The sequence below is a fragment of the Sorangium sp. So ce1014 genome, from assembly GCF_051521505.1.
Lineage (GTDB): Bacteria > Myxococcota_A > Polyangia > Polyangiales > Polyangiaceae > Sorangium.
Genome location: NZ_CP150356.1, coordinates 5,207,103 through 5,231,164, shown reverse-complemented (window position 1 = coordinate 5,231,164; position 24,062 = coordinate 5,207,103). Strand labels below are relative to the sequence as shown.

The following is a 24,062-nucleotide window of genomic DNA, read 5'->3' as shown; positions in this document are numbered from 1 at the left end:
ATGTCTGCGAAGCTCCCCACCCCCGATCCCGAGTTCGACGCCGCGATGATGCGCCTCGCCATCGACGAGGCGCACAAGGCGATGCCGTCGCCGAACCCCCCGGTCGGCGCGGTGGTGGTGAACGCCGCGGGGGAGGTCGTCGCCGCCGCGCACCACGCGCGCGCCGGCGAGGAGCACGCGGAGGGGCTCGCGCTCGCGAGGGCCGGGGACGTGGCGCGCGGCGGGACACTCTACGTGACGCTCGAGCCCTGCAACCATGAGGGGCGCACGCCGCCCTGCGTGGACGCGGTGTTGAGCGCCGGCATCAAGCGCGTCGTCATCGGCGCGCCCGATCCGAACCCAGGGGTGGTCGGCGGCGGGGCGCAGCGGCTCGGCGACGCCGGCCTCGCCGTCGAGATCGGCGTCGCCGGCGCCGAGGCCCGCGCGCTGATCGCGCCCTGGACCAAGTTCATCACGACCGGCATCCCCCACATCGCGCTCAAGCTCGCCCTGTCGCTGGACGGTCGCATCGCGACCCGCACGGGGGCCTCGAAGTGGGTGACCGGCCCGGAGGCACGCGCCAAGGTGCAAGAGCTCCGCTCGCGCCACGACGCGGTGGCGATCGGGATCGGCACCGCGCTGGCCGACGATCCTCGCCTCACGCTGCGCGAGGCCGCGCTCGCGCCCGGCGGGCGGAGCCCCATCCGGCTCGTCTTCGACACGCGGCTCCGGCTGCCGCTCCACACGCGCCTCGCGCAGACGGCGCGGGAGGTGCCGACGTGGGTGCTCACGGGCGCCGACGCGCCCGAGGCGGCGGAGCAGGTCCTCGTGGACGCGGGCTGCGTCGTCCTGCGCGCGCCGACCTCGGCGGAGGGCCGCGTCGACGTGACCGCCGCGATGCGCCTCTGCGCCTCGCAGGGGATCGTCTCCATCCTCGTGGAGGGCGGCGCCGAGCTCGCCGGCAGCCTGCTCGCGTCGCGCTTGCCGGACGAGCTGCACGCCTTCGTCGCGCCCATCCTGCTCGGCCCCCGCGGACGGCCGGGCGCGGTCGACTGGGCCGGCCCGGACACGCCGGGGGACGCGCCCCGGATCGTCGATCCGCGCTGGGAGCTCTGCGGCCGCGACGCGTACGTCAGCGGCCCTCTGGCCTTCCCGGCGCGCAGCTGATCGGGGCGCTCGCGCGGGTCAGCCCGCCGCCTCGGCGCCGCGCTTCTGCATCTTCCGCTGGACGATGCGCTTCTTGAGCGGGCCCATCCGGTCGATCATCAGCACGCCGTCGAGGTGATCGAGCTCGTGCTGGACGGCCACGGCGAGCAGGCCGTCGGCCGCGATCTCGAATGTCGCGCCGTCGCGCCCGCGGGCGCGGATGCGGATGCTCTCGGCGCGCTTGATGTCCTCGCTGACGCCGGGGAACGACAGGCACCCTTCGGGGCCGACCTGCTGCCCCTCCTGACCGACGATCTCCGGGTTGATGAACACGAGGAGGTTGCTCGGCTCGTTGTCGGAGGCGATGTCAACGAGGAAGATGCGGTGTGGCTCCCCGATCTGCGTGGCCGCGAGACCGACGCCGGGCGCGGCGTACATGGTCTCGGCCATGTCGTCGATAAGCCTCGTGATTTCGGGGGTGACGTCCCCGACCGGCTGCGCCTTCTGTCGCAGTCGCGGATCGGGATAGTGGAGGATGGTGCGGATGGCCATGGCTGCTCAACAGCATAACCTCCGTTTCTCGCCGGCGCTCGTCAAGACGTTCTCGTCGCGCGCGCCAGAGTTCTTCCCGTCTTTCTCGTGCTGGCTGGCTCGTGCTGGCTGGCTCGTGCTGGCTGGCTCGTGCTGGCTGGCTCGTGCTGGCTGGCTCGTGCTGGCTGGCTCGTGCTGGCTGGCTCGTGCTGGCTGGCTCGTGCTGGCTGGCTCGTGCTGGCTGGCTCGTGCTGGCTGGCTCGTGCTGGCTGGCCGTTAGCTGGCCGGATCTCCGGTCGGATCTCTGGCGGGCGGAGCTAGCGGTTCCTGCGGAACGAGGTCGACGTATCGACGGTGAGCCCGCGGGACTGGAGGTCTTCCACGATGTCCGGCACCAGCCCGGAAGGGTGGAACGTCCCCTCGAGCGCGCCGCCGGCGGCCGTCCGCTCGACCACGAACGTGAAGACGTCGCGAATGGCGATCTGCCCGTTCTCGACCGCGAGCTCGGCCATGCGGAGCACGCGGTGACGACCGTCGCGGAGCAGCGCGATCTCGATCGCCAGATCGAACGACGACGCCAGCCACTCGCGCGCTGCCTCCGGCGTGATCCCCGGGCGGGTCGCGGCGATGTCCGCGGGGAGCCGCGTCACCGCCTGCCGCAGCGTGGGCGCCCGGGCGGCCGCGAGCACGCCGTCCATGCCGCCGCCGATCGCATCCACGATCTCGGCCGCGACGTGGCCCGAGAACGAGCTCACCACGACCCGTTCGGGCCGGATGCGCACGGCCGCCTGCACCGCCCGCGTCCGCTCGGCCGTCGTGCTGCCGAGCGCGATCGACAGGGTGTTGGGCTGATCGAGGGCGAGCTCGTCCTCGTCCTGGAGCACGACGAACCGATCGTCGGGCTGCGCTGCGGCCGCGAGCGCGCCGAGCAACCAGCCCGTCCCTGCGTCCCGCGTCCCCGTGACGAGGAGGTTGCCGCGCCCGAGCACGCACTGAGAGAGCAGCCCGGCCATCGCGCGCGAGATCGTCCCGTTGCGCACCAGGTCTTCGAGCGTGACATCGGGGCGCTGCGGCTTCCGGATCACCAGCGTGGAGGTCGCCGCCGGAGGGAGCACGGCGAAGAGCCGCCGCCCCTTTGGCAGGGTCCGCTCGACGAAGCTCGCGCCGCCCTCGAGCGGCTGCCCGGCCATCACGCAGAGCCGGCGGATGGCCCGGTCGACCGCGCGCTCGCTGCTGAACCCGACCTCCGTGATCGCGCGCCGGCGCCCGTGCATCGCGATCACGTGGTCGTGACGGAACACCTGGATCTCACCGACCTCGGCGTCGTCGAGCAGGCGATCGAGCGGGCCGAGCGTGAGGAGCTCCCGGTGCGCGTCGGCCATGAGCGCCTCGGCGTCGATCTCGGAGGGCAGCTCGCCCGCCGCGCGCATCGCCTCCGCGCCGGCGGCGATGGCCTGCTCGATCCGCTGGGCGAGCGCGCCGTCCGGCGGCGCTCCGCTGTCGAGCGGCGCGAGGTCGACCTTGTCGCCGAGCCGCTCCACGAGGCGCCCGAGCGCCCTGCGGTGCGCCACGGCCTGCGCCGAATCGCCCTGCCCGCGGTCGACCCGGTCCGAGACGGGCGGGATGGCGCGCCGGCTGGGGATGGGGACCACGCTGGGGTGGACGGCGATGTTCGCAGCGCCCTGCGGCGGCGCGGCGGCGCTCGCTCCGCCCTGTCCCGGCAGCGGGGTCGCGGTCGGGTACGGGCGCGCCATCTGCGTGGTCGGGTGGACGGTGTTGACCGCCGCGCGACCGTCGCGCGCCGGCGAGGCGTTGGGCGTCGCGGGAGGGACCGGCAGCGGCGGAGCGTACGCGCCGCCCTGCGCGCCGGGCACGATGGGCGGGCGAGGCGAGGGGATGCGCGGCGGACCGGGGACGGGCGCGGCGGCATCGGCCGACTCGTCCGGATCGTTCTCGAGCGGGAAGTGGCTGATCACGCCCTGGCTGGTGCGCGATGGCTCGCCCTTCTCGTTGATCAGCGGCAGGGGCGCCGACCGGTGCAGCCCCTTCTCGGCGGACGGCGGCGCGCGGTCGGCCAGATGCGCCGGATCGCCCGTGCCCGTCTCCTCCGGCACGCGCGCCGGAGGCGCCGTGCTGTCCGGGGGCGCCGTTCCGGCCGCGGCCGTCTCGATCCGCAGCACGAAGTCGCCGATGTAGATCTTGTCGCCCTCGCGAACGATCGTCGCCTGAGCGATCTTCCGGCCGTTGACGTACGTGCCGTTCGTGCTCTTGAGGTCGGTGACGATGAAGCGCCCGTCGCGGAAGAGCAGCCGAGCGTGCCGCTTCGACACGTTGCCCTTCGGCAGCATCAGGTCGTTGCCCTGCACGCGACCGACGTTGATCTCTGTCCGGTCGAAGGTTTCGCGGCGCTCCGCGCCCCCCTTCTCGCTGATGATCACCGAGAACATCTCGTCGTCGCCTCGCGGGGCCAGGGCGGAGGTGAGACCCGATGCCCTCGCCACGCCATACGAGCAAGCTCGAACAGACATGTCAACGAGATGCCTTCGGATCCTGCTCCCGGGCGGCGAGCGGGCGCGAGCCCAGGCGCGCGCCGGCTGCGCCCAGGCGGCGCGGCGCAGCCGGCGCGCGGAGGCGCGGGTCCCGGAAATCGAGCCGCCGCGCGCTCGCGCCGGGGAAACGCCGGTGGCTCGTCGGCGAACAGGCGGAGCCATCGTCGGCCAGCGCCCGCTGCACGACGCCCGCGGGAGGTCGGCCGCCGCGCGACACCTCGAGACGCGCATGGAGAGCACGACGCCCTGCACGGGCCGACGTACAAGGCTCTTCGATAAGAGCGCAAATCTTGACGGTCGCGCGAATTCTGCTTCGCGCCGCGCGGCGCGCCCGTGATTCGAACGCGCGTCCGTACTCACCGTCAGGATCTGCTGTACGGCGGAACATTCTCGTCGGGAGCTGCTGCAAGCGGGGATTGCCGGTGACGCGGCACGGCCTCGCGTTAGCTCGTGCCGAACCATCATCGCTGCTTGACCTTGGCGGTTCGAGCCGTTTACGTTGGCGCCGCTCGGACCGGGGAGAATCGTCGAAGTCGCCGCGCATGCACATCAACCAGCGGCTGGGCAATCGCCCTGCGCAAGCTGGATCTGTCTACGAGGGGGGTTTGCTGCAAGCAGCCAAACCCGCATCGGAATCAGGGACCGCAGCCGCGGTCTCCTCCCGACTGCCAGCCTGCGCGCCTCGGGTATCGACGAGCTCTGAAGTGGAGGAAATATGGCAGTTGGCAAGGTAAAGTGGTTCAACGATGAGAAGGGTTGGGGCTTCATTAAGCAAGAGACTGGCCCCGACGTCTTCGTTCATTATTCGCAGATCAACGGGGAGGGGCGCCGCCGTCTGTTCGAGGACGAGACCGTTGAATTTGAGATCAAAGAAGGTCCCAAAGGTCTCCAGGCGGTCAACGTGATCCGCGCCACCGCCTGACTCTCCTCCTGACCAGCGCCCCACCGGACTGCCCGCGCAGCGCCTCCGCTGCGCTCGATCCATCCCACCTCCGAGCCTGATCATCGCGCGCCCGCAAGGCGGGTCCCGCGCGCATCGGATGATCTGCGCGTAGCTCCGTTGGGGCGCTCGGCGGAGCGCCGCCTCCCGTGGGCGCTCGGCGAGCGTCGCTTCCGGTGGGGCGCGCCGCCGAGCGCGCTCAGCGCTCGGGTACCGGGACCTCGCGGAACGCCTCTTGACCCGGCACGAAGCGGTGCGAGGTGATGCCCCTGATCGCGCCCGCGTCGTCGACCTCGTAGACGTTGAACCCGGCCATCCGCTCATCGCTCTCGTGAAGCAGCGAAGCGCTGGCGGCGCCCACGGCGTCAATGTGACCCCGCTCGGTGTGCAGCTTCCGGTGAATGCGCCGGTGCAGGTGCCCGTGCAGCAGCAGGCCGCGGCTGACCTGCCGGAGCAACCGCCCCTCGGCCGCGGCGTCTCCCAGGCCCTCCAGCAAGGTCTTCGCCCGGCTCGCAGGGTTGTGGAAGGGGTGATGCTGGAGCACGATCGGCGTTCGCCGTCGCACCTCCGGGTGCGCCAGCACGCGCTCCAGCGCGCGCAGCTGGACCGGGCCGATCCGCCCCGAGGCCACCAGCGGAGGACGGGGCCAGGCGGTCGACAGGCCGATGATCGCCACCGGCCCGCGCAGGTGCACGAAGGGGAACGCCGAGCCTCCACCGTCGCTGCCGGGCTCGACGTCGTCGCGCCCCGCCGGCGCGTCGAGCGGGAGGTCGGAGCGCAGGTACGGCGCGAAGTACTGCGAGAACCGCTGCGAGCGGTGCGCGCCCTTCGTGTACGCGTCGTGGTTCCCCGGGACGATGCTCACCCGGTCGGGAGGGAACCCGAGATCGCGCTGCAGGAAGTCGCGGACGAGGACGAACTCTCGCTCGAGCGCGAGGTTCGACACGTCGCCCGTGATGACGACGTGGTCCACGTCGAGCCGCCGGATCTCCTTCGCCGCCGCGTGCACCGCGTGCGGCTTGTGGATGGCGCGGCGCCGGAAGCGAAGGTTGATGTAGCCCGTCAGCCGCTTGTTCAGCAGCCGGAACGGGATGGCCCCCTCGAGGGACAGGAGGTGCAGATCAGAGAGGTGCGCGATCCTCACGGGCGCAGTATGGGCCCTTCGCGCGCGGCGGCCAACCGCCGCGCGGGCTCGTCGCTCGCGCTCCGGCTCAGGCGTCGCGCGCGCAGCGGAAGCCGCGCCATGCCCGGCGGCTCGTCGGAAGGTCGTGCCCTCGCGCGGCGCCGCGCAGCCAAGGCCGCCCCAGGATATAGCTGCCGCCCCGCAGCACGCGCTCCTCGCCCATGTCGGGCCCCCGCGGGTCCTTCGCGCTGCTGCCTGGATACTCGGGATGGTAGTAATCGGCGACCCACTCCTCGACGTTGCCGGCGAGATCGTCGATGCCGTCGGGGGTCCGCCCGGAGACGAGCGAGCCCACGGGAGCGAGCTCGAGGAAGCCGTCGCCGTCGTCGAACTCGTCGAACGAGAGCCTCCCGTGGTTCGCGTGGAAGGGGTTGTAGACATGGCCCCACGGGTAGCGACGCCCGGCCGCGCCGCGCGCGGCGCGCTCCCACTCGGCCTCGGTCGGCAGGCGACCGCCGGCCCAGGCGCAGTAGCGCTGCGCATCACTCCACGAGACGAGCACGACCGGATAATCCGGCCGATCGAACCGCTGCCCGCCGGACGCATAGGGAGGCTCGGTGCAGAGTCCGGCCGAGACGCACCGGCGATAGCTCGCGACGGTCACCTCCGTGCGGTCGATCCAGAAGTCCGACAGGTACACCTCGTGCGGTACGAGCTCGTTCGCGAAGCTCGCCTCGGTCTCGTCGACGCACAGATCGCCGCCCGGCTCGAGCTTGCAGAGCGTCACCGCGTGCGCGATCTCGATCTCGCTCGATCCCATCGTGAAGCTGCCCGCGCGCACAAGGACCGCAGGTGGGCCGGGCGCGCGCAGCGCGACGACGCTCGCGGGCGAGCGCGGTCCGCCGGCGCCCGCCGGGAGCGCGGCCTCCGCGCTCGCCGGGAGGCGCGGGGCGCGCCGCGCGCGGGCGGGGGGAGGGGCAGCCACGCCGATCATAGAGACTGCGAAAATCGAGGCCAGCGTGGCCAGCGTAAAGAGAGCCGCCGGACGCATGTCGGAGGCGTAGCATGCTCCAGGCTTGCGGACTGTTTCCGCCTGCTCCGACCGCGCTTCACTGCGCCCGAGGCGGCACCGCGCCCGAGGCGACGCGGTCTGTCGTCTGGGACGTCTTGGGCCCGGCGCGCGGCGCGCGACGCCGCGTCGCGCGCTCGACGCGGCGTCGCGCGTCATGCGCGAAGGTGAGCGCGACGCGTCGCAAAAGTGCGCCGAGCGCCGAGGAGCGATAGACTCGAGGGGCTCGATGTCAACCCTTATGGACAACGCGAACACGATGAGCGCGGAGCTCGACGCCGCGGTGATCGAAGAGCTGCATGAGGCGTTCGAGAGCGGAGAGCTCGTGCTCTTCGTGGGGGGAGGCATCTCGGCCGCGGCCGGGCTGCCGACGTGGCGCCAGCTCGTCGACCTGCTCGTCGAGAGGGTGCGAGAGCAGGTCGGCGACGACGTCGTGACCGCCGAGGTCGCGTCGCTCGCGCGATCGCAGCGCTACAGCGAGGCGCTCGCCGCGGCGGAGCACGCCCTCGGCGCGGCGGAGTTCAACGCGTTCGTCGAGGACGCGCTCGACGACGAGGGGCTCGAGCCGCCGCGCATCGCGCTCGCGATCGCCGCGCTGCGGGACAAGCTGCGCGCGGTACTCACCACGAACCTCAACCACCTGCTCGAGCGGGCCTTCGGCATCGAGTGGGACACCATGTGGCGCGTCACCGACGAGGCCGCGTGGCGGCGGCGGTTCATCCTCAAGCTGCACGGCACGCTGAAGGAGCCGGGCAGCTGGGTGTTCGAGCGCGAGCGCTTCCTCGCGTCGATCGCGGCCCCCGACGTGCGCAGGTCGCTCACGGCCGTGCTCTCGAAGTGCCCCGTGCTCTTCATCGGATTCGGGCGCGCCGACAACAACTTCGACGAGATGCTGTCGGACATCCACGCGCTCTCGGGCAGCTCGCCGCCGCCCCGCTTCGTCATCGTCCCGAGCGCGAGCCTGACGCCGTACCGCCGCGCGACGCTCGTGGACATGGGGTTCCTGCTCCTGCCCTACGACACCGCCGACGGCAGCCACGACAGGGCGCTCGCGATCCTCGAGCGCATGTGCGCGCCTCGCCCGCGCGCGGCGCCGCTCCGCTCCCGCTCGATCGTCCCGCCGCCGATCCCCGACCTGGAGCTCCCGCCGTCGTCGTCGCCGCTCGGCTTCCCGGCATACGATCTCCCGCCCGACCCGGCCGCGTACGACGACGCGGTCACCGTGCCGGGGGCGCTCGACTCTCCGCGGCGCGACCGGGTGTCCGAGCCTCCGGCGAGCCCCATCGAGGTGTTCTTCTCGTACTCGGAGAGCAACCGCGAGCTGCGCGACAAGCTCGAGACGCACCTCGCCATCCTCAAGCGCAAGGGCGTCATCCGCGGCTGGCACGACGGCGAGATCGGCGCCGGCGAGGAGCGCGACAGGGCGCTCGCCGAGCACCTCGAGACCGCGAGGGTCGTCCTCCTGCTCATCAGCGCCGATTTTCTCGCGTCGGACTTCTGTTACGACGTCGAGATGCAGAAGGCGATCGATCGTCATGAGCGGGGTGAGGCGCGCGTCATCCCGGTCATCCTCGACGCCTGTGACTGGGAGGGCGCGCCCTTCGGCAAGCTGGCCAGCCTGCCGCGGGGCGGGCGTCCGGTGACGAGCTGGGTCAACCAGAGCGAGGCCTTCACCGACATCGCCAAGGGCATCCGAAAGCAGGTCGAGCAGCTCACCCAAAACCCCCCGTAGGCTCACCGAGTACCGGCGCCCAGCCGGTGAGCCAATCAGAGGTGCCACCGCCGCCCGGGATCTGGAGCGTCCCCGCGTGGAGCAGCCGGAACCTGGCCGCGCGCGAGGATCTGCTCGCCGAGATCGGCGCCATGCTCGCGAGGCGCGGCATGGCGCCGCTCTGCGGGCTCGGCGGCACCGGCAAGACAAAGCTCGCGATCGAGTACGCGTACCGCAACGCGAGCGCCTACGACACGGTCTTCCTGATCGACGGCCAGAGCCCGGCGACGATGGACGCCGCCTTCATGGCGCTCGCCGCCGAGCTGCGGCTGCCCGATCACGAGCAGCTGGATCCGGCGCGCGCGGTCGCGGCGGTGCGCAACAGGCTCGGGCGTCGCGGGCGCTGGCTCCTCTTCTTCGACAGCGTGCGCGACCCGAGCGAGGTCGAGCCCTACGTTCCGAGCGTCTCGCAGGGAGGCCACATCCTCACGACGTCGCAGAATCCGATCTGGCGCGGGCTCACGACGGTGACCGTCCGCGGCATCGAGCGCGCCGAGTCGGTGAGCTTCCTGCTGCGGCGCACGGGCGAGACCGACGCGGAGTCGGCCGACGCGCTCGCCGAGGAGCTCGGCGACCTGCCGCTCGCCCTGGCGCAGGCCGGCGCGTACATTGAGGAGACCGGGCGCCCGCTCGCGGAGTACCTCGCGCTGTTCCGCCAGCGACCGGCCGCGCTCCTGGAGCGCCCGGTCAGCTTCCCGGTGACGGTCGCGACCACGTGGGAGAGCGCGCTCGCCGCGGTGTTCAGCCACCAGGCCGCGGCGGAGCTCCTCAGCCTCTGCTCATTCCTGCCGATGGACGCGATCCCGCGGCGGGCGCTGAACGAGTACGACCCGCTCGCGCTCGACGACGCGATCGCGATGCTGCGGCTGCACTCGCTGATCGAGGTGCGACCGCACGCGCTCAGCGTTCATCGTCTCGTAAAAATTGTCGTCCGCAACCAGCTGCGACGGGACGACCGGCGGCAATGGATGGAAGCGGCGCGCCGCATCGTCCAGGCTTCCGGCAGGTTCTTCCCCAGCACGGAAGAGGAACGCGAAGGTAGGACGGAGCCGGATTCGGGGTAAGGCAAACCCCCGAAGCAGCCATGGAGGTTCGACCCGCATGTATCCGCCGAGAGCGTCATATACCGTCTCTTCCTGGGTCTTTCCCGACCGCGTATTCTCGTTGCGCTTCAGGTCCGTCGTGAGACCTTAAGGCCCGCGAGAGGAACTATGGTTGCCTTGGCGACGAGCCCCGCCGATGTGTTCTTCTCCTACTCCCCGAGGGACGAGGACCTGCGGCCCAAGCTCGAGACGCACCTCGACGCGCTCAAACGGCAGGGGGTCATCCGGACGTACCAGGGCTTCGCGCTCGGCGGGGGGAGGGAGCGGCGAGAGGCGTTCGCGGCGAGGCTGCGCGACGCCCGGGTCGTGCTGCTGCTCGTGAGCGCGGACTTCCTCAACGCCGACGCGTGGCTCTCGCCGGAGATCCGGGAAGCGATCGCCCGGCACGAGGCGGGGGAATGTCGTGTCATCCCCGTCGTCCTGCGGCCCTGCGCCTGGGAGAAGACGGTGCTCGGCAAGCTGCAGCCGCTGCCCAACCGCGCGCGGCCCGTGACGAGCTACCCCAACCAGAGCGAGGCCTTCACCGAGATCGCGAAGGGGATACGGAGCGCCGTCCGCGAGACGGAGCCGCCGACGCAGCGGCCGCCCCCCCGGCGACAGTCGAGCTCGCCCGACGCCGAGCCGCACATCAAGAAGCTGCCGCCGCGCAACCCGAGCTTCACCGGGCGCGACCAGCTCCTCGACGAGCTGCGGAGCGCGCTCACGACGGGCGGGCCCGCGGCGCTCACGCAGGCCATCAGCGGCCTGGGCGGGATCGGCAAGACGCAGCTCGCCGCGGAGTACGCGCACCGGTACGCGAGCCAGTACAACGTCGTCTGGTGGGTCCGCGCCGAGGAGCCGGCGACGATGGCCGAGGACTTCGCGCGCCTCGCCGCGGCGCTCGACCTGCCGGAGCAGAACGAGGCCGACCAGCGGATCGCGATCGAGGCGGTCCGGTCGTGGCTGTCGCGCAACGACAAGTGGCTCGTCGTCTTCGACAACGTCAACGACCCGCGGGACGTCGCCCCATACCTCCCGCACCCGCGCACCGGGCACATCCTGATCACCTCGCGCAACCCGAGCTTTCGCGGCATCGCCACGCCGCTCACCGTGCCGGCGCTCAATCGCGCCGACTCGGTGAAGTTCCTGCTCGATCGGACCGGGCAGAGCGACGAGCGCGCCGCGGAGAAGCTCGCCGAGACGCTCGGCGGTCTGCCGCTCGCGCTGGTGCAGGCGGCGGCGACCATCAAGGAGACGAGGTCCTCGATCGCGACCTACCACGCCGTCTTCGGCGACCATCAGCGCGAGCTGTTGCTCCGCGGCGTGCCGATGGATTACCCGACGCCGGTCGCCACCACCTGGGGCCTCGCGTTCCAGGAGGCGCAGCGCTTCTCGCCCGTCGCCGTCGATCTCCTGAGCCTGTGCGCGTTCCTCGCGCCCGACGACATCCCGCGCGAGGGCCTCGCCGACGCCGCGCCGCACCTGCCGCCGGCGCTCGCGGAGGCGCTGAGCGATCCGCTGATGCTCGACGAGGCGGTCGCCGCGCTCCGCCGCTACTCGTTCATCGACGTGCACGAGGGCGCGCTCTCGGTGCACCGGCTCGTCCAGGCGGTGGTCCGTGATCGCCTCTCGCCTCAGGACCGGCGGATGTGGGCCGAGGCGGCGGTCCGCCTCGTCGATCACGCGTTCCCCGAGAGCAGCGACGACGTGGAGACGTGGCCCTTTTGCGCCCGCTGGCTGCCGCACGCGCTCGCCGCGGCGAGCCAGTCCGAGGCCTACGACGTCGCGAAGGAGGTGCGCGGGCGCCTCCTCGCCCGGTTCGCCGTCTACCTGCAGGGGCGCGCGGCGTTCGCGGAGGCGAAAGGGTATCTGGAGCGGGCGCTCGCGCTCCACGAGGCGGCGTTCGGCCACGATGACCCGAAGGTCGCGGCCGTGCTGCGCAGCCTCGGCAGCGTCCTGCACGACCTCGGCGACCTCGGCGGCGCGCGGGCCCACCTGGAGCGCGCGCTGGCGATCGACATCGCGAGCTTTGGCCCCGACCACCCGGACGTCGCGCGCGACGTGAACGACCTCGGCAGCGTGCTCATGGATCAGGGCGATCTGCCGGGCGCGCGCAAGCACCTGGAGCGTGCCCTCGCCATCGACGAGGCGACGTACGGCCCCGACGACCCGAGCGTCGCGATCCGGCTCAACAACCTGGGCGCGCTGTTCCGCGACCTCGGCGACTTCGCGGGCGCGCGCGTGCACCTCGAGCGGGCGCTCGCGATCGACATCCGCGCCTACGGGCAGGAGCACCCGACGGTCGCGATCGGGCGCACGAACCTCGGCCGGCTGCTCCACGATCTCGGCGACCTGAAGGGCGCGCGCGAGCAATTCGAGGAGGCGCTCAAGATCGACGAGCACAGCTACGGCTGCTACCACCCGCGCTTCGCGCTGGCGCTGAACAACCGCGGGCGCGTGCTGCGCGACCTCGGCGACCTCGCCGGGGCGCGCGCCGACTTCGAGCGCGCGCTCGCGATCGTCGAGGACACCTACGGGCCGGATCACCCGGACGTCGCGCGGGACATCAACAATCTCGGCAGCGTGCTGCGCGATCTCGGCGATCTCGAGGGGGCGCGGGCGAACTTCGCGCGCGTGCTGAGGATCGCCGAGGCGACCTACGGGCCGGATCATCCGGCGGTGGCGATCGGCTGCAACAACCTCGGCAGCGTGCTGCAAGCGCTCGGTGAGCTGCCCGGGGCGCGCGAGCAGCTGGAGCGGGCGCTCGGCATCGCGCAGGCCACCTACGGCCCGGATCACCCGGTCGTGGCGAGCATCGTGAACAACCTCGGGCGCGTGCTGCAGGCGCTCGGCGATCTATCGGGCGCCTGGCAGCAGATCGAGCGCGCGGTGGCGATCGCCACGAAGGCGCTCGGGCCGTCGCACCCGTCGGTGCAGATCTTCTCGCGGAACCTGGCGCGCCTCGGCGACGCGCTCGGGAGCAGCGCCGAGGCTACCTGAGCAGAAGCGGGGCGGTCGTGCGCCGCGACGGTGAGGTCGGTGCGCGCCCGCGGCGGTGAGGCCAGCGCGCGCTGCGCATGGGGACGCCGGGAGCTCCCCGGCGTCCTCTGCATCCTGGCGGTTCTCTGGCAGTGAAAGTGTAGACGGCTAGCCGATCAGGATCTGCGTCGGGTGCTCCAGCAGCTGGCGCAGGACCTTGAGGAAGGTCGCGCCGACCGCGCCGTCGACGACGCGGTGATCGCAGGAGAGCGTCATGCCCAAGCGGCGGCCCGGCACGACCTGCTCGCCGCGCACGACGGGCTCGCGGCGGACCTGACCCACGGCGAGGATCGCGCCCTCCGGGGGGTTGATGACGGCCCCGAAGTTGTCGATCCCGTACATGCCCAGGTTCGAGATCGAGAACGTCCCGTTCGCCATCTCCTCGGGCCGCAACTTCTTCGCCTTGGCCCGCCCGGCGAGCTCGCGCACCTCGGCGGCGATATCGAGCACCTGCTTGCGGTCGACGTCGCGCACGACCGGGGTGACGAGGCCCTCGGGGACGGCGACCGCCACCGAGATGTCGACGCGCCGGTGGATGAGGATCGCGTCCGAGGTGAACTGCGCGTTGCACTCCGGCACGCGCACGAGCGCGATGGCGCACGCCTTGACGAGGAGATCGTTGAAGCTGATCTTGGGCGGCTTCTCGCCCTCGGCGGCGGTCGCCGCGAGATCCGCGTTGATCTGCTCGCGCAGCGCGTTCAGCGGATCGGCGTCGACGTCGATCGAGAGATAGAAGTGCGGGACCGTCTGCTTCGACTCGGTGAGGCGCCGGGCGATCGCCTTGCGCATCATGCTGAGCGGCCGCACCTCCGGCGCAGCGAGCTCGCCGGGCGCGGCGGGCGCGGCCGCCGCGGCGGTCGGCGCCGGCTTCAGCCCCTCGAGATCGCGCGCGACGATGCGCCCGCGCGGACCCGTACCGGCGACGCTGGTCAGGTCGAGCCCGCGCTCGCGGCCGAGCTTGCGCACGTAGGGCGACGCCTTCACGCGCCCGTCGGACGACGGCTGCGGCGCCGCCGGCTGCGTGGGCGGCGAGACCGCGTCGCCGCGGGCCGCGGGCGGCGCGGTCGTCGCGGGCGCCTCGCCGCTCGGCGCGGCGCCGCCGGCCGGCTGCGCCGCGCGATCGCCCTTGGGTTGAGCTTCCGCCGCGCTCGGCTGCGGCGCCGGAGCGCCGCCGCCGCTCCCCCCGGCGAGGGCGCTTATGTCCTCGCCCGGGTTGCCGATGATCGCGACAGGCTGGCCGAGCTGAACCACGCTGCCCGGGGGCACGAGGATCTTGAGCAACGTCCCTCGATCGAAGGACTTGTACTCCATGGTCGCCTTGTCGGTCTCGACGTCTGCGAGCAGATCGTCGATGTCGATCGTGTCGCCTTCCTTCTTGTGCCACGCACTGATCTGCCCCTCCTCCATGGTTGGGGACAGCTTCGGCAGTTCCAGAACCTTCGCCATGGGTCTATCAACCTTGATCGGGGATGTGCGTCCGCTCAGTCAGCTTTTGTAGAGAACGCGGTGAACGTTTTCGATGATCCGCGCTGCCTGCGGGATCACGTACTGCTCCAGCCGTGCGTTGTAGGGCATCGGAACGTCGAGCGTCGTCGCGCGCAGGACGGGCGCGTCCAGCTCGTCGAACGCGAGCCGCTGGATGCGATCGGCGACCTCGGCGCCGACGCCGCCGTAGGGCCACCCCTCGTGCGCCACGACCGCGCGGTGGGTCTTCGTCACGCTCCGCACGACCGTCTCCTCGTCGAGCGGGCGCAGCGATCGCAGATCCACGATCTCCGCGCTGATGCCCTCCTTCTCGAGCTCCGCGGCCGCCTCGAGCGCCACGTGCACCATCCGGCTCCAGGCGATGATCGAGACGTCCGTCCCCTCGCGCACGATCGAGGCAACCCCGAGCGGCACGATGAAGTCGGGATCGTCGGGCACCTCGCCCTTCACACCGTAGAGCGTCTCGCTCTCCATGAAGAGCACCGGGTTGTCGTCCCGGATCGCCGACTTCAGGAGCCCCTTCGCGTCCGCGGGCATCGCGGGCGCGAGCACCTTGAGGCCGGGGATATGCGCGTAGAAGTGCTCCATCGAGTGCGAGTGCTGCGAGCCGACCTGCCGCGCCGAGCCGTTCGGCGCCCGCAGCACGAGCGGGATGGTGAGCTGCCCGCCGGACATCTGCCGGAGCTTCGCCGCGTTGTTGAGGATCTGATCGAACGCGACGGCGGAGAAGTTCCACGTCATGTACTCGACGATCGGCCGGAGCCCGACCATCGCGGCGCCGATCGAGATGCCGGTGAACCCGCTCTCGGTGATCGGCGCGTCGATCACGCGCCTGGATCCGAACTTATCGAGCATCCCCTCGGTCACCTTGTAGGCGCCCTGGTAGTGCCCGACCTCCTCGCCGACGAGATACACCCGCTCGTCGCGCTCCATTTCCTCGATCATGGCGGCGCGAACCGCCTCCCGGTATCTTAGGACGGTCATCGCGCAAAAGGTCCTGCGTAGGTTGTGGGCTCGAGAACCTCGGGCCCGGGTTCGGGGCTCTCCTCGGCGAAGCGGACCGCATCGGCGATCTCGTCTTCCACCTCTTTATCGATCGCCTCGAGGGCGGCCTTGTGCCCCTTCTCCTCGAGCTCGATGCGCGAGCGCAGGAGCACGTCCTTCTTCTTGCGCTCCTCGAGCTCCTCCTTCGTCCGGTACTTGCCGGGATCGCTCATCGAGTGGCCCCGGAAGCGGTACGTCCTGATCTCGACAAGCGTCGGCTCCGAGTGGGTGCGCGCCCGCGCGATGGCCTCGCCGAGGCGATCGCGCACCTGGAGGACGTGCTCGGAGTTGAAGCGATCGCGCTCCATCCCGTAGGCGAGCGCCTTCAGCGAGACGTCCTCGACCGAGAGCGTCCGGGAGAGCGGCGTCCCCATCGCGTACTCGTTGTTCTCGCAGACGAACACGATCGGCAGCTTCCAGAGCGCCGCGAGCGACATGCCTTCGTGGAAGTCACCGATGCTCACCGCCCCCTCGCCGAAGAACACCATCGAGACCCTGTCCTCGCCGCGGTACTTCGACGCGAACGCGGTCCCGACGGCGATGGGGATGTGGCCGCCGACGATGCCGTAGCCGCCGAGCATGTTGTGCTCTTTGTCGAAGAAGTGCATCGAGCCGCCGAGCCCCTTCGAGCACCCGGTGACCTTGCCGTAGAGCTCCGCCATCGCGGCGCGCGGGGTCATCCCGCGGGCGAGCGCGAGGCCGTGATCGCGGTAGGTCGTCATCACGTAATCGTCAGGGCGGAGCGCCGCGGACGCGCCGACGGCGATCGGCTCCTGACCGATGTAGAGGTGCAGGAACCCACCGATCTTGCTCTGCGCGTAGGCGCGGGCCGCTTCTTCCTCGAAGCGGCGTATCTGAAACATCTTTCGGTAGAGCGACAGATGGAGATCGTCGCCGTTTGTCAGGGTAGTCATCGCGGAGATCTCAGGGGGCAGGACAGCGTTCCAGACAGTCGCCAGCGCGGCGGTCGGCGTGATCGTGAGCGACATGCCGAGCCCGCGAGGGGCGCTTGACGTCGGCCGTTCCGGACAGCGACGCCGCTTACCCGGGCTCCTTTACGGGAGTTTTTTCCGCGTGACAACGCATCCGCGCTCTCAGCCGTTCAACGCGCGGCGGCATCGGCCGCCCCGGCGTCCGGCGCGTCACCTTCGGTGGTCTGCGGCGCGCCGAAGTCGTCGGTTTCAGGCGTCCCGGCGTCCGCGGCCTCATCGTCCTCGTCCTCGGGGATAGCGTCCGTCGCGGGCTGGCTCGGAGCGCTGGCGCTGCCCGACGGGCTCGCGCTCGGCTCCGCGCTGCCCGTCGCGCGCGGCGCGGGCGAGGCCGGCGATGCCGTGTCGGCGGGCTCGTGCTTCGGGCGCGCGGGCCGCGTCGTCGGGGCGACGCGCGGCCGCGGCGGCGTGGGCGCGGGCGACGCGATCGGCGCCGCGCCTGCGGGGGGCGCCTCGACCGGCGCGTCCGTCGATCGCATCGCCGTGCGCACGAGCAGCATGGCCGTCGCAACGACCACGGCCGCGCCGAGGACGATCTGCCCCATCTTCCGCTCGCGGGGAGGGAAGTGGTCGTCGATCGGATCCGCGCGCACCGCGCCGGGCTCCGTGGACAGCGCCGCCGTCGCGGCGACGGGGGCCTCCAGCATGCGCCTTGGCAGCTGGCTGGAGGCGGCCCACTCGAGGCTGTCGGCGAACGCGGCGCCGAACGCGTCGCAGCTCGGGTACCTGTCCTCGGGTCGCTTCGACAGGCCGCGCGCGAGCACCTGATCGAGCGACGGCGGCACGCCGAGCTCCCTCGCGATGGACGGCGGCTCGTCGCTCGCGATCTTCGATGCGACCGAGACCGCGTCGTCGCCCGGGAACGCGCGCTTGCCGGAGATCGCCTCGAACATCACGGCCGCGAGCGAGAACTGATCGCTCTCGGGCGAGAACTTCCCGGCGCGGAACGTCTCCGGCGCGCTGTACGCGGGCGTCCCCATGAGCCCCCCCTGGTGCGTCAGCGTCGAGTCCGGGATCCGGGCGATGCCGAAGTCGGCGATCTTGCCGCCCTTCGTGGAGAGGATGATGTTCTCCGGCTTGATGTCGCGGTGGACGATGCCTGCCCGGTGCGCGATCGTGAGCGCCTCGCCGAGCTCGCGCGCCAGGCGCGCGGCCTGCGCCGCCGAGAGCGGGCGCTCGAGGAGCTGCTGCTTCAGCGTCGGCCCCTCGACGTACTCGAAGACGAGGTAGAGCCCGAAGTCCGGGTCCTCGCCGACGTCGTGGAGCGTGACGAGGTTCGGGTGCGTCACGCGGGCGGCGGCGCGCGCCTCGTGGCGCATCCTCACGACGAGCTGCTCGCGGACGTCGCGCGGGATGCGGAGATCGTCCCGCAGGTGCTTCAGCGCGACGTCGCGATCGAGCAGCGGATCGTGCGCGAGCAGCACGCGCCCCATCGCCCCCTCGCCGAGGAGGCGCTGGACGTGGTAGCGGCCGAGGGAGGCGGGCAGCACGGCGCCGTCGCTCGGCTGTGCGAGCGCGCCGCGGCCGCCATCGGGGGACGATGATCCAGGCACGTCGCGTCGTTTCTATCCGTCCAGCGGCCCCGGCGGAAGGCCTGGCCGGCGTCCCGCTTCCGGTTATGCTCTGCCGCAGCGCGCGCCGGGTCGACGAGCGGCGCTCGAGGCGCTGCGGCGGTGGTTCCCGCAGGGCCCGGCGGCACGTGGTATCCAGCGAGGGCGCAGCGAGCACAGATGAGCACCGAGAGCGCGTCAAAGCCGGCACGGGCCGCCGGAGCACCCAGGAAGCGAGGCAAGGCCAAGTACATCGTGCTCCTCGGCGTCGTATTCGCCATCGTCCTGGCCCAGCAGACCGGGCTCCTCGGCTTCGGCCTGTCGCACCTCCGCGCGGCCACGTTCCCGAAGGACGAGTCCCTGCTCGAATATGTCCATGGCAGCGTTCCCGGTGTGGTGATCGTCGACCCGCACCAGCTTGACCTGAACGCGCTCGGCGCCGACGGCGGCTCGGTGCGGCAGCACATCGAGCGCACCCGCGATGACATCAAGAAGGCGACGGGCATCGATCTCGGGTTCGATGTCGACAAGCTGATCCTCTCCCCGTCGCTCGTGGTCGCGCGCGGGCGTTTCGACGAGCAGAAGCTCGCGGCGCGCCTCGCGCAGCACAGCTACGTCCAGGCGGAGTACAAGGGAGTGAGGTACCTGCTCCGCGCCGGCGAGGACGCGATCGCCGTGCGCGATGGATCGATCCTGCTGTACGGCACCGAGCCCGAGATCCGCGCGGGCATCGACGCCGAGGAGTCCGAGACGTCGCTGGCGAGCCGGGACGAGGTCACCTCGCGCCTCGCGCACATCGGGTGGGATCGTCCCCTCCTGGGCGTCGCCCTGCTCGCCGAGAGCAAGCCGAGCCTCCGCGCGATCCTCACCGGCTCCACCGGCCCGCGCGCCGTCACCGTCGGCGTCTCGACGAAGGAGGGCCTCGCGGCGACCGTCGTGATCGATGCCGCGTCGGCCGACGCGGCCGAGGAGCTCCGGAAGCTCCTGGAGGAGAAGCGCGCGAATGTGGATGCGCTGAAGGCGCTCGCCGGTCCGGAGCCCGGCGCGGCGCTCGCCGAGATCGCGAAGCGCGCGACGCTCACCGTGGATCAGGGCGCAGGTCGGCTCACGGTGCAGGTGGACGTGCGCCCCGAAGAGATCGAGCGGCTGGCGAAGGCCGGCCAGGCGGCGGCTGGCTCGCTCGGGGAGATGTACAAGAACGTACGGTTGCTCCAGCTCCTCGCGCCGGGCCCCTGACATCGCTCGGCGGAGGGGAGCGCGTCCGGCGGCCTCGAAGCGAATGCCGGTGCGCCGAGCGGGTGGAGCCCCGTGCGAGCTAGAGCTCGACGCAGCGCGGGCACCGCGACGCGACGCGGTCGGTCGCGCCGTTGACCCGGGTGCGCGCGGCGTCGCACCGCGGGTCCGCGTCGCCGGCGAGCCCGCAGAGGTGCTGCGCTGCGCGGTTCATCGACGCGAGCGCGCGGCACGCGGTCTCGCACGGCGTCGCGGTCATCCTCTCGGCCTCGGCCTTCTTCGCCGGGCGCTCAGCGCCGGCGGCCGTCGCCCGCGGGGCCTGTGCGGGGGTGCTGTCGGACGCCTCCGGACGCGGCGATGGCGCCGCTGCTGGCGGCGGTGGCGCCCCCGGCGGAGCTGCCTGCGTCATGGCACGGTCCTCCTCGTGGCCTGTCGGTGCGCCCAGGACCTTGTCGAGCTCACCTTCCGCGCGCTCCAGCTCTGCAAGCGCATCCTCGGCCGTCTCGATGGAGCCCTCCTCGCGCGGCGACATGACGGCGGCAGCGGCGGGCTCCGGCATCGCGGGCGCCTGCGCGACGGAGGCGCCGCCGCAGCCCGTGAGCGCGACGGCGCTGAGCCACAGGGGGGCGGCAGCGGCAGACCAGGCTCGGTATCTGTTCATCGGTCCTCCTGCGCCTGACGCCCGGCGCGCGGCTTTCGGCTCATTGCGGCGCCGCGCGGCCCACGCATCCTGCGTGCTGGGATCCTGCTCGCGCCAGGGCGCGGGTTGACGCCCGCTCCGTGCGCTATGCTCGCGGCGATGAATCTGCTTCGATCGATCGGCGCGCTCGCTCTGGCTCTCGGACTCGTCGCAGGCTGTCAGCGGAGCAGCTCGCGCCGACCACCGTCCCAGCCGTCGTACGGCCAGGGTTACCCGCCGTACGGCGCACCCCCGCAGGGCTACCCGCAGCAGCAGCCCGGCTACCCGCAGCAGCAGCCTGGCTACCCGCCGGCGCAGACCGGGCCCGCGCCGGCGCCCACCTTCACCGTGCCCACGATGCCCGGGCTGCCGGTGCTCGGCGATCCCATCAACGACATCCACGTCGGCTGGCTCCAGTCCGAGGCCGGCGTCGTGATGGGCGCGCTGATCGGCGCGCTGCCGTCGGCCGCACAGCAGAAGGTGAACGGCATCCCGTTCATCGCCGATCCGACGGTCGGCGAGGTGAACGCGTTCGCCGGCTGCGACGACCAGCGGATGCCGTTCATGGCGATCACCGACGGGCTGCTCGAGGTGCAGGCGCAGATCGCGCAGTTCAAGGCGACCGACGAGATCTTCGGGACGAGGAAGCTCGACGAGTTCCTGCGGCTGCTCGCGCAGCGGCAGCGGCCCGGGCAGCCGATCATCCGTCCGCCGATGGGCTTCATCGATCCGGCGCAGCACACGGACGCGCGCAAGGTCGAGCGGCAGCGCCAGCTCTACCACGAGCAGCTCGCGTTCGTGCTCGGCCACGAGCTCGGCCACCATCACCTCGGGCACACGGGCTGCGCGAACGGGCAGGGCGGGAGCCGTGGCGTAACGCCCGCGGATCTCGGGCGGATGCTGTCGCGCACGCTCCCCGTCTTCAACCAGCCGAACGAGATCGCGGCGGACGTGGCGGGCGTGAACAACCTGCTCACCGCCGGCGCCCGGCGGCAGGGGTACCGGTGGACCGAGGGGGGAGCGATGCTCACGCTCGGCTTCTTCGCGTCGCTCGATCAGCTCACGCCGGCCGCGATCCTGTTCGCCTTCGAGCAGACGCACCCGCACCCGACGCTGCGCCAGCCCGTCGTGCAGCAGACCGCGAACACCTGGCGTCTGACCGGAGGCACGCCAGTGTTTTCGTTCCCCGGCTTCGGCGGCTGACCCGCGATTTCCCCGAGCCCCTGTGCGGTCGCGAGCGCTCGTCCGGAGCGCCCGCGCGCTGCTTCAGCTTGACGCGACCGCGCAGCGCTCCTCCCATCGCGTCGAAAGGAGTCAGTCATGCAAGCAGAGCTTGGGATCGAGGACCTGAAGGAAGGGACGGGCGCCGAGGCAACGCACGGCCAGCTCGTGACCGTTCACTACGTCGGCACGCTGACCAACGGCAACAAGTTCGACAGCTCGCGCGATCGCGGCCAGGGCTTCTCGTTCAAGCTGGGGGCCGGGCAGGTGATCAAGGGATGGGATCAGGGGGTCGCCGGCATGAAGATCGGCGGCCTCCGCAAGCTGACGATCCCGCCGGAGCTCGGCTACGGCGCTCGCGGCTTCCCGCCCGTGATCCCGCCCAACTCGACCCTCATCTTCGAGGTCGAGCTGCTCTCGCTCAAGTGATGCGCGGCGTCGCCCCCGCAGCGCTGGCCGCGGCTCGCGATCGGCGCACGGGGCGGCGCGCGCGCTTCCGGCGAGGCGCCGCGCCTCGCGCGCCCGCGGCGCCGCTCACGGCTTGATGGGCGCGCCGCACTCGACGCAGAAACGGTTGCCGATGAAGAGCTCGTGCTTGCAGTGCGCGCACCGCGCGACGCGCACCTCGGTCGGGCGCTTCGCGGGCTTCGATGGCGGAGCCTCCTTCACCGGAGGCCTCGGCTCCGCCGCGACCGCGACGTAGCGGCCGGAGCCAGCGGCCGCCCGGGAGCGCCGGTCGGTGAACGGCACGGCGGCCACGCGCGACACCGTGCCCGACGCGCCCTGAGCCTGGCTCCGCAGACCGTTGCCCCCGATCGAGTGGACCTGCTGCCCCGCGATGCGCTCGTCGCTCGAGGCGGCCGCGTCGAGCTCGATCTCCTCGACCGGGGCCTGCGCCGCCTGGACCTGCGGCGGCGGGAGCATCGCGCCGAACTCGTCGATGCGGTGGGGCCGGGTGTCTTCGAGCTCCGCGCTGTCGGGCTGCCGCTCGTCCTGCGCCTCCGGCTGGATGCGGATGATCAGCGCCGAGATGTTGTCGGTCCCGCCCGCGTCGTTCGCCATCTCGATGAGGAGCTCGCAGGCCTCCTGCGGGTCCTGGGTGATGTCGAGCACATCGAGCATCTGCTGCTCCGAGACCATCCCGCTCAGCCCGTCCGAGCAGAGCAGGAAAGCGTCGCCGAGCTGGATGCGCTCCGAGCGGATGTCGACCTTCACCCCGTCCTTCATGCCGAGAGCGCGCGTGATGATGTTCTTCGGGAGCCTCGCCAGCTCGTCCGGGCTCAGGTCGGGCTTCAGCGCGAGGGCGTCGTTGATGAGCGAGTGGTCCTTCGTGAGCTGCTCGATCTCGCCCAGCCGGATCCGGTAGCAGCGGCTGTCGCCGACATGCCCGACGTGGATCTGCTCCGTCGCGCGCGACACGTAGGCCGCGACCACCGTCGAGCCCATGCCCTGGTGCTGGGTGTACGTATTCGAGATGACGAACACATCGTGGTTCGCCTTGCGGATCGCGGCGACGACGCGCCGTGCTTCCGGATCGAGCTCCTGTTCGTCGACCGGGACGGGGCCGGGCAGGATGCCGGCGCGGGTCGCCTCGAAGAAGTTGTCGAGCGACTTTGTCGCGAGCGCGCTAGCGACGTTGCCCGCATTGTGCCCGCCCATGCCGTCCGCCACGACGAAGAGACCGAGCTCGGACTTCACGAGGATGTTGTCCTCGTTGTGCTTTCGCTGGCGTCCAACGTCGGTCACGGCAGCCGCGACGGGTCGGGTGCGGCTGCTCGTCCTGAACTCGCCCATTCGCGGCTGATTATACCTGCCCAGCCCTCCGGACCGCCCACATTCCGGCTGCTTTACCGGTGAGCGGCTCCCCGGGAGCCCGCCGCCTGGCCGGCGACCCTCCGAGACGTACCGGACGAGACGGCGGGCGTACGCGTACCCCGGGGTACGGGATCCAGCGCGAGGCGCAGGCCGAACTGGAAGAATCCGTAGACGGTGGCATCGGTGCCCTCGCCCGGGCGCGAGAGGTACGTGCCGGCATCGAGCTCGGCGAACATCCCGATGCCAAAGCTCGACACCGGGTAGAAATCGCCGCCCAGCGCAATGCGGGCGACATCGATCCCATGGAACACAGAGTCGGAGACTGTCGGCCCTGCGGCCGAGCCCTCCGACCCTGTGAGGACCGCTCGCCGGTATCCCACGCCGTAGCTGATCCAGGGGTCGAAGGCGATGCCCTGGGCGAGGTGGTAGACGAACCCGAGGCCGAGATCGAGGCTTCGACCGGAGCAGCCGTTGCAGCCTTCGGCGGCGGAGAGCAGGGCGTAGGAGCCGCTTGCTTCCAGGACGGTCACGCGGCTCAGGCCGAGTCCAATGTTGCCGCCGAACGCGAAGCCGCCCGAGACCTTCTCGCTGACCGGCTGGCCGGCCGCCATGCTGCCGAAGGGCTGGCTGTAGCCGGCACGGCCCTGGAGCAGGATGTGCCCGCTTCGTTCGTCGGGTCCGGCGGGGCGCTTGGCGCCGGCTTCCGGCCCGGCCTCGTCTTCTTCTTCCTCGGCCGCGGTCTCTCGATTTGCTGGCTGGGCGAGGGCCTGGTTGGCCGAGAGCACCCAGCCCGCTGCCGCCACGCCGAGCGCCGGCG

At 71.6% G+C, this 24,062-nt stretch carries 20 protein-coding genes; 9 read left to right on the top strand and 11 right to left on the bottom strand.

Features of this window, described 5'->3' with window-relative positions; genetic code table 11:
* Window positions 1-1,146, top strand: a complete 1,146-nt coding sequence (ribD, locus tag WME75_RS19910) for a bifunctional diaminohydroxyphosphoribosylaminopyrimidine deaminase/5-amino-6-(5-phosphoribosylamino)uracil reductase RibD (RefSeq protein ID WP_437493125.1) — start codon at window positions 1-3, stop codon at window positions 1,144-1,146.
* Between the two features lie 18 nt (window positions 1,147-1,164).
* Here ribD and def read toward each other — a convergent pair whose 3' ends face one another.
* A complete protein-coding gene (def, locus tag WME75_RS19905) occupies window positions 1,165-1,677 on the bottom strand; it encodes a peptide deformylase (protein WP_437493123.1) in 513 nt (170 codons plus the stop codon).
* Here def and WME75_RS19900 point away from each other — a divergent pair.
* Window positions 1,670-1,936 carry a hypothetical protein gene (locus tag WME75_RS19900; RefSeq protein WP_437493121.1) on the top strand — a complete coding sequence of 89 codons (267 nt, stop codon included), beginning with the start codon at window positions 1,670-1,672 and terminating at the stop codon, window positions 1,934-1,936. The genes def and WME75_RS19900 overlap by 8 nt on opposite strands.
* Window positions 1,937-1,973: 37 nt before the next feature.
* On the opposite strand, the gene WME75_RS19895 is transcribed toward WME75_RS19900, so the two are convergent.
* Window positions 1,974-4,184, bottom strand: coding sequence for an ATPase, T2SS/T4P/T4SS family (locus WME75_RS19895; RefSeq protein ID WP_437493119.1), 2,211 nt, complete (start codon window positions 4,182-4,184; stop codon window positions 1,974-1,976).
* 736 nt (window positions 4,185-4,920) lie between these two features.
* Here WME75_RS19895 and WME75_RS19890 point away from each other — a divergent pair.
* Window positions 4,921-5,127, top strand: coding sequence for a cold-shock protein (locus WME75_RS19890; RefSeq protein ID WP_012236438.1), 207 nt, complete (start codon window positions 4,921-4,923; stop codon window positions 5,125-5,127).
* A 217-nt stretch (window positions 5,128-5,344) separates the two neighbouring features.
* Here the strand turns inward: WME75_RS19890 and WME75_RS19885 are convergent, their stop codons facing one another.
* A complete protein-coding gene (locus WME75_RS19885) occupies window positions 5,345-6,289 on the bottom strand; it encodes a metallophosphoesterase family protein (RefSeq protein WP_437493117.1) in 945 nt (314 codons plus the stop codon).
* Window positions 6,290-6,356: 67 nt separating this feature from the next.
* The gene (locus WME75_RS19880; protein ID WP_437493115.1) at window positions 6,357-7,262 is read right to left on the bottom strand and encodes a formylglycine-generating enzyme family protein; all 906 of its coding nucleotides are present in this window, start codon (window positions 7,260-7,262) and stop codon (window positions 6,357-6,359) included.
* Window positions 7,263-7,566: 304 nt separating this feature from the next.
* Here WME75_RS19880 and WME75_RS19875 point away from each other — a divergent pair, with 304 nt between their 5' ends.
* The 3 genes from WME75_RS19875 to fxsT all read left to right on the top strand — a co-directional run bounded on the left by WME75_RS19875 (window position 7,567) and on the right by fxsT (window position 13,190).
* On the top strand, window positions 7,567-9,069 hold the full coding sequence (locus WME75_RS19875; protein WP_437493113.1) for an SIR2 family protein: 1,503 nt from the start codon (window positions 7,567-7,569) through the stop codon (window positions 9,067-9,069).
* A gap of 26 nt (window positions 9,070-9,095) precedes the next feature.
* Window positions 9,096-10,172 carry an ATP/GTP-binding protein gene (locus WME75_RS19870; RefSeq protein ID WP_437493111.1) on the top strand — a complete coding sequence of 359 codons (1,077 nt, stop codon included), beginning with the start codon at window positions 9,096-9,098 and terminating at the stop codon, window positions 10,170-10,172.
* Between the two features lie 147 nt (window positions 10,173-10,319).
* Window positions 10,320-13,190 (top strand): FxSxx-COOH system tetratricopeptide repeat protein, encoded by a 2,871-nt coding sequence (gene fxsT, locus WME75_RS19865; protein ID WP_437493109.1) that lies wholly within the window; start codon window positions 10,320-10,322, stop codon window positions 13,188-13,190.
* Between the two features lie 147 nt (window positions 13,191-13,337).
* On the opposite strand, the gene WME75_RS19860 is transcribed toward fxsT, so the two are convergent.
* From WME75_RS19860 to WME75_RS19845, 4 genes are all read right to left on the bottom strand, one after another.
* Complete coding sequence (locus WME75_RS19860) at window positions 13,338-14,675, bottom strand: dihydrolipoamide acetyltransferase family protein (protein ID WP_437493107.1); 1,338 nt, start codon at window positions 14,673-14,675, stop codon at window positions 13,338-13,340.
* A 39-nt stretch (window positions 14,676-14,714) separates the two neighbouring features.
* Window positions 14,715-15,698, bottom strand: a complete 984-nt coding sequence (locus WME75_RS19855) for a pyruvate dehydrogenase complex E1 component subunit beta (protein ID WP_437493105.1) — start codon at window positions 15,696-15,698, stop codon at window positions 14,715-14,717.
* A complete protein-coding gene (gene pdhA, locus WME75_RS19850; RefSeq protein WP_437493103.1) occupies window positions 15,695-16,672 on the bottom strand; it encodes a pyruvate dehydrogenase (acetyl-transferring) E1 component subunit alpha in 978 nt (325 codons plus the stop codon). The genes WME75_RS19855 and pdhA overlap by 4 nt, the downstream gene beginning before the upstream one ends.
* Before the next feature lie 188 nt (window positions 16,673-16,860).
* Complete coding sequence (locus WME75_RS19845) at window positions 16,861-18,300, bottom strand: serine/threonine-protein kinase (RefSeq protein ID WP_437493101.1); 1,440 nt, start codon at window positions 18,298-18,300, stop codon at window positions 16,861-16,863.
* Between the two features lie 177 nt (window positions 18,301-18,477).
* Here WME75_RS19845 and WME75_RS19840 point away from each other — a divergent pair, with 177 nt between their 5' ends.
* Window positions 18,478-19,533: a hypothetical protein gene (locus tag WME75_RS19840; RefSeq protein ID WP_437493099.1), complete on the top strand. Its 1,056-nt coding sequence runs from the start codon at window positions 18,478-18,480 to the stop codon at window positions 19,531-19,533.
* Window positions 19,534-19,612: 79 nt separating this feature from the next.
* On the opposite strand, the gene WME75_RS19835 is transcribed toward WME75_RS19840, so the two are convergent.
* A complete protein-coding gene (locus tag WME75_RS19835; RefSeq protein ID WP_437493097.1) occupies window positions 19,613-20,191 on the bottom strand; it encodes a hypothetical protein in 579 nt (192 codons plus the stop codon).
* Between the two features lie 138 nt (window positions 20,192-20,329).
* Here WME75_RS19835 and WME75_RS19830 point away from each other — a divergent pair, with 138 nt between their 5' ends.
* Window positions 20,330-21,412, top strand: coding sequence for a M48 family metalloprotease (locus tag WME75_RS19830; RefSeq protein WP_437493095.1), 1,083 nt, complete (start codon window positions 20,330-20,332; stop codon window positions 21,410-21,412).
* Between the two features lie 117 nt (window positions 21,413-21,529).
* Window positions 21,530-21,859 (top strand): FKBP-type peptidyl-prolyl cis-trans isomerase, encoded by a 330-nt coding sequence (locus WME75_RS19825; RefSeq protein ID WP_437493093.1) that lies wholly within the window; start codon window positions 21,530-21,532, stop codon window positions 21,857-21,859.
* 105 nt (window positions 21,860-21,964) lie between these two features.
* Here the strand turns inward: WME75_RS19825 and WME75_RS19820 are convergent, their stop codons facing one another.
* Both WME75_RS19820 and WME75_RS19815 read right to left on the bottom strand, forming a co-directional pair.
* Window positions 21,965-23,224, bottom strand: a complete 1,260-nt coding sequence (locus tag WME75_RS19820) for a protein phosphatase 2C domain-containing protein (RefSeq protein ID WP_437493091.1) — start codon at window positions 23,222-23,224, stop codon at window positions 21,965-21,967.
* Between the two features lie 53 nt (window positions 23,225-23,277).
* A complete protein-coding gene (locus WME75_RS19815) occupies window positions 23,278-24,030 on the bottom strand; it encodes a hypothetical protein (RefSeq protein ID WP_437493090.1) in 753 nt (250 codons plus the stop codon).
* Window positions 24,031-24,062: the final 32 nt, after the last annotated feature.

Bases quoted from the DNA above. Each gene is read 5' to 3' on its own strand.
- WME75_RS19855 (WP_437493105.1), bottom strand. From the start codon at position 15,698: ATGACCGTCCTAAGATACCGGGAGGCGGTTCGCGCCGCCATGATCGAG.
- pdhA (WP_437493103.1), bottom strand. From the start codon at position 16,672: ATGACTACCCTGACAAACGGCGACGATCTCCATCTGTCGCTCTACCGA.
- WME75_RS19830 (WP_437493095.1), top strand. From the start codon at position 20,330: ATGAATCTGCTTCGATCGATCGGCGCGCTCGCTCTGGCTCTCGGACTC.
- ribD (WP_437493125.1), top strand. From the start codon at position 1: ATGTCTGCGAAGCTCCCCACCCCCGATCCCGAGTTCGACGCCGCGATG.
- def (WP_437493123.1), bottom strand. From the start codon at position 1,677: ATGGCCATCCGCACCATCCTCCACTATCCCGATCCGCGACTGCGACAG.
- WME75_RS19895 (WP_437493119.1), bottom strand. From the start codon at position 4,184: ATGTCTGTTCGAGCTTGCTCGTATGGCGTGGCGAGGGCATCGGGTCTC.
- WME75_RS19890 (WP_012236438.1), top strand. From the start codon at position 4,921: ATGGCAGTTGGCAAGGTAAAGTGGTTCAACGATGAGAAGGGTTGGGGC.
- WME75_RS19840 (WP_437493099.1), top strand. From the start codon at position 18,478: ATGAGCACCGAGAGCGCGTCAAAGCCGGCACGGGCCGCCGGAGCACCC.
- WME75_RS19875 (WP_437493113.1), top strand. From the start codon at position 7,567: ATGTCAACCCTTATGGACAACGCGAACACGATGAGCGCGGAGCTCGAC.
- WME75_RS19900 (WP_437493121.1), top strand. From the start codon at position 1,670: ATGGCCATGGCTGCTCAACAGCATAACCTCCGTTTCTCGCCGGCGCTC.
- WME75_RS19835 (WP_437493097.1), bottom strand. From the start codon at position 20,191: ATGAACAGATACCGAGCCTGGTCTGCCGCTGCCGCCCCCCTGTGGCTC.
- fxsT (WP_437493109.1), top strand. From the start codon at position 10,320: ATGGTTGCCTTGGCGACGAGCCCCGCCGATGTGTTCTTCTCCTACTCC.
- WME75_RS19860 (WP_437493107.1), bottom strand. From the start codon at position 14,675: ATGGCGAAGGTTCTGGAACTGCCGAAGCTGTCCCCAACCATGGAGGAG.
- WME75_RS19820 (WP_437493091.1), bottom strand. From the start codon at position 23,224: ATGGGCGAGTTCAGGACGAGCAGCCGCACCCGACCCGTCGCGGCTGCC.
- WME75_RS19880 (WP_437493115.1), bottom strand. From the start codon at position 7,262: ATGATCGGCGTGGCTGCCCCTCCCCCCGCCCGCGCGCGGCGCGCCCCG.
- WME75_RS19825 (WP_437493093.1), top strand. From the start codon at position 21,530: ATGCAAGCAGAGCTTGGGATCGAGGACCTGAAGGAAGGGACGGGCGCC.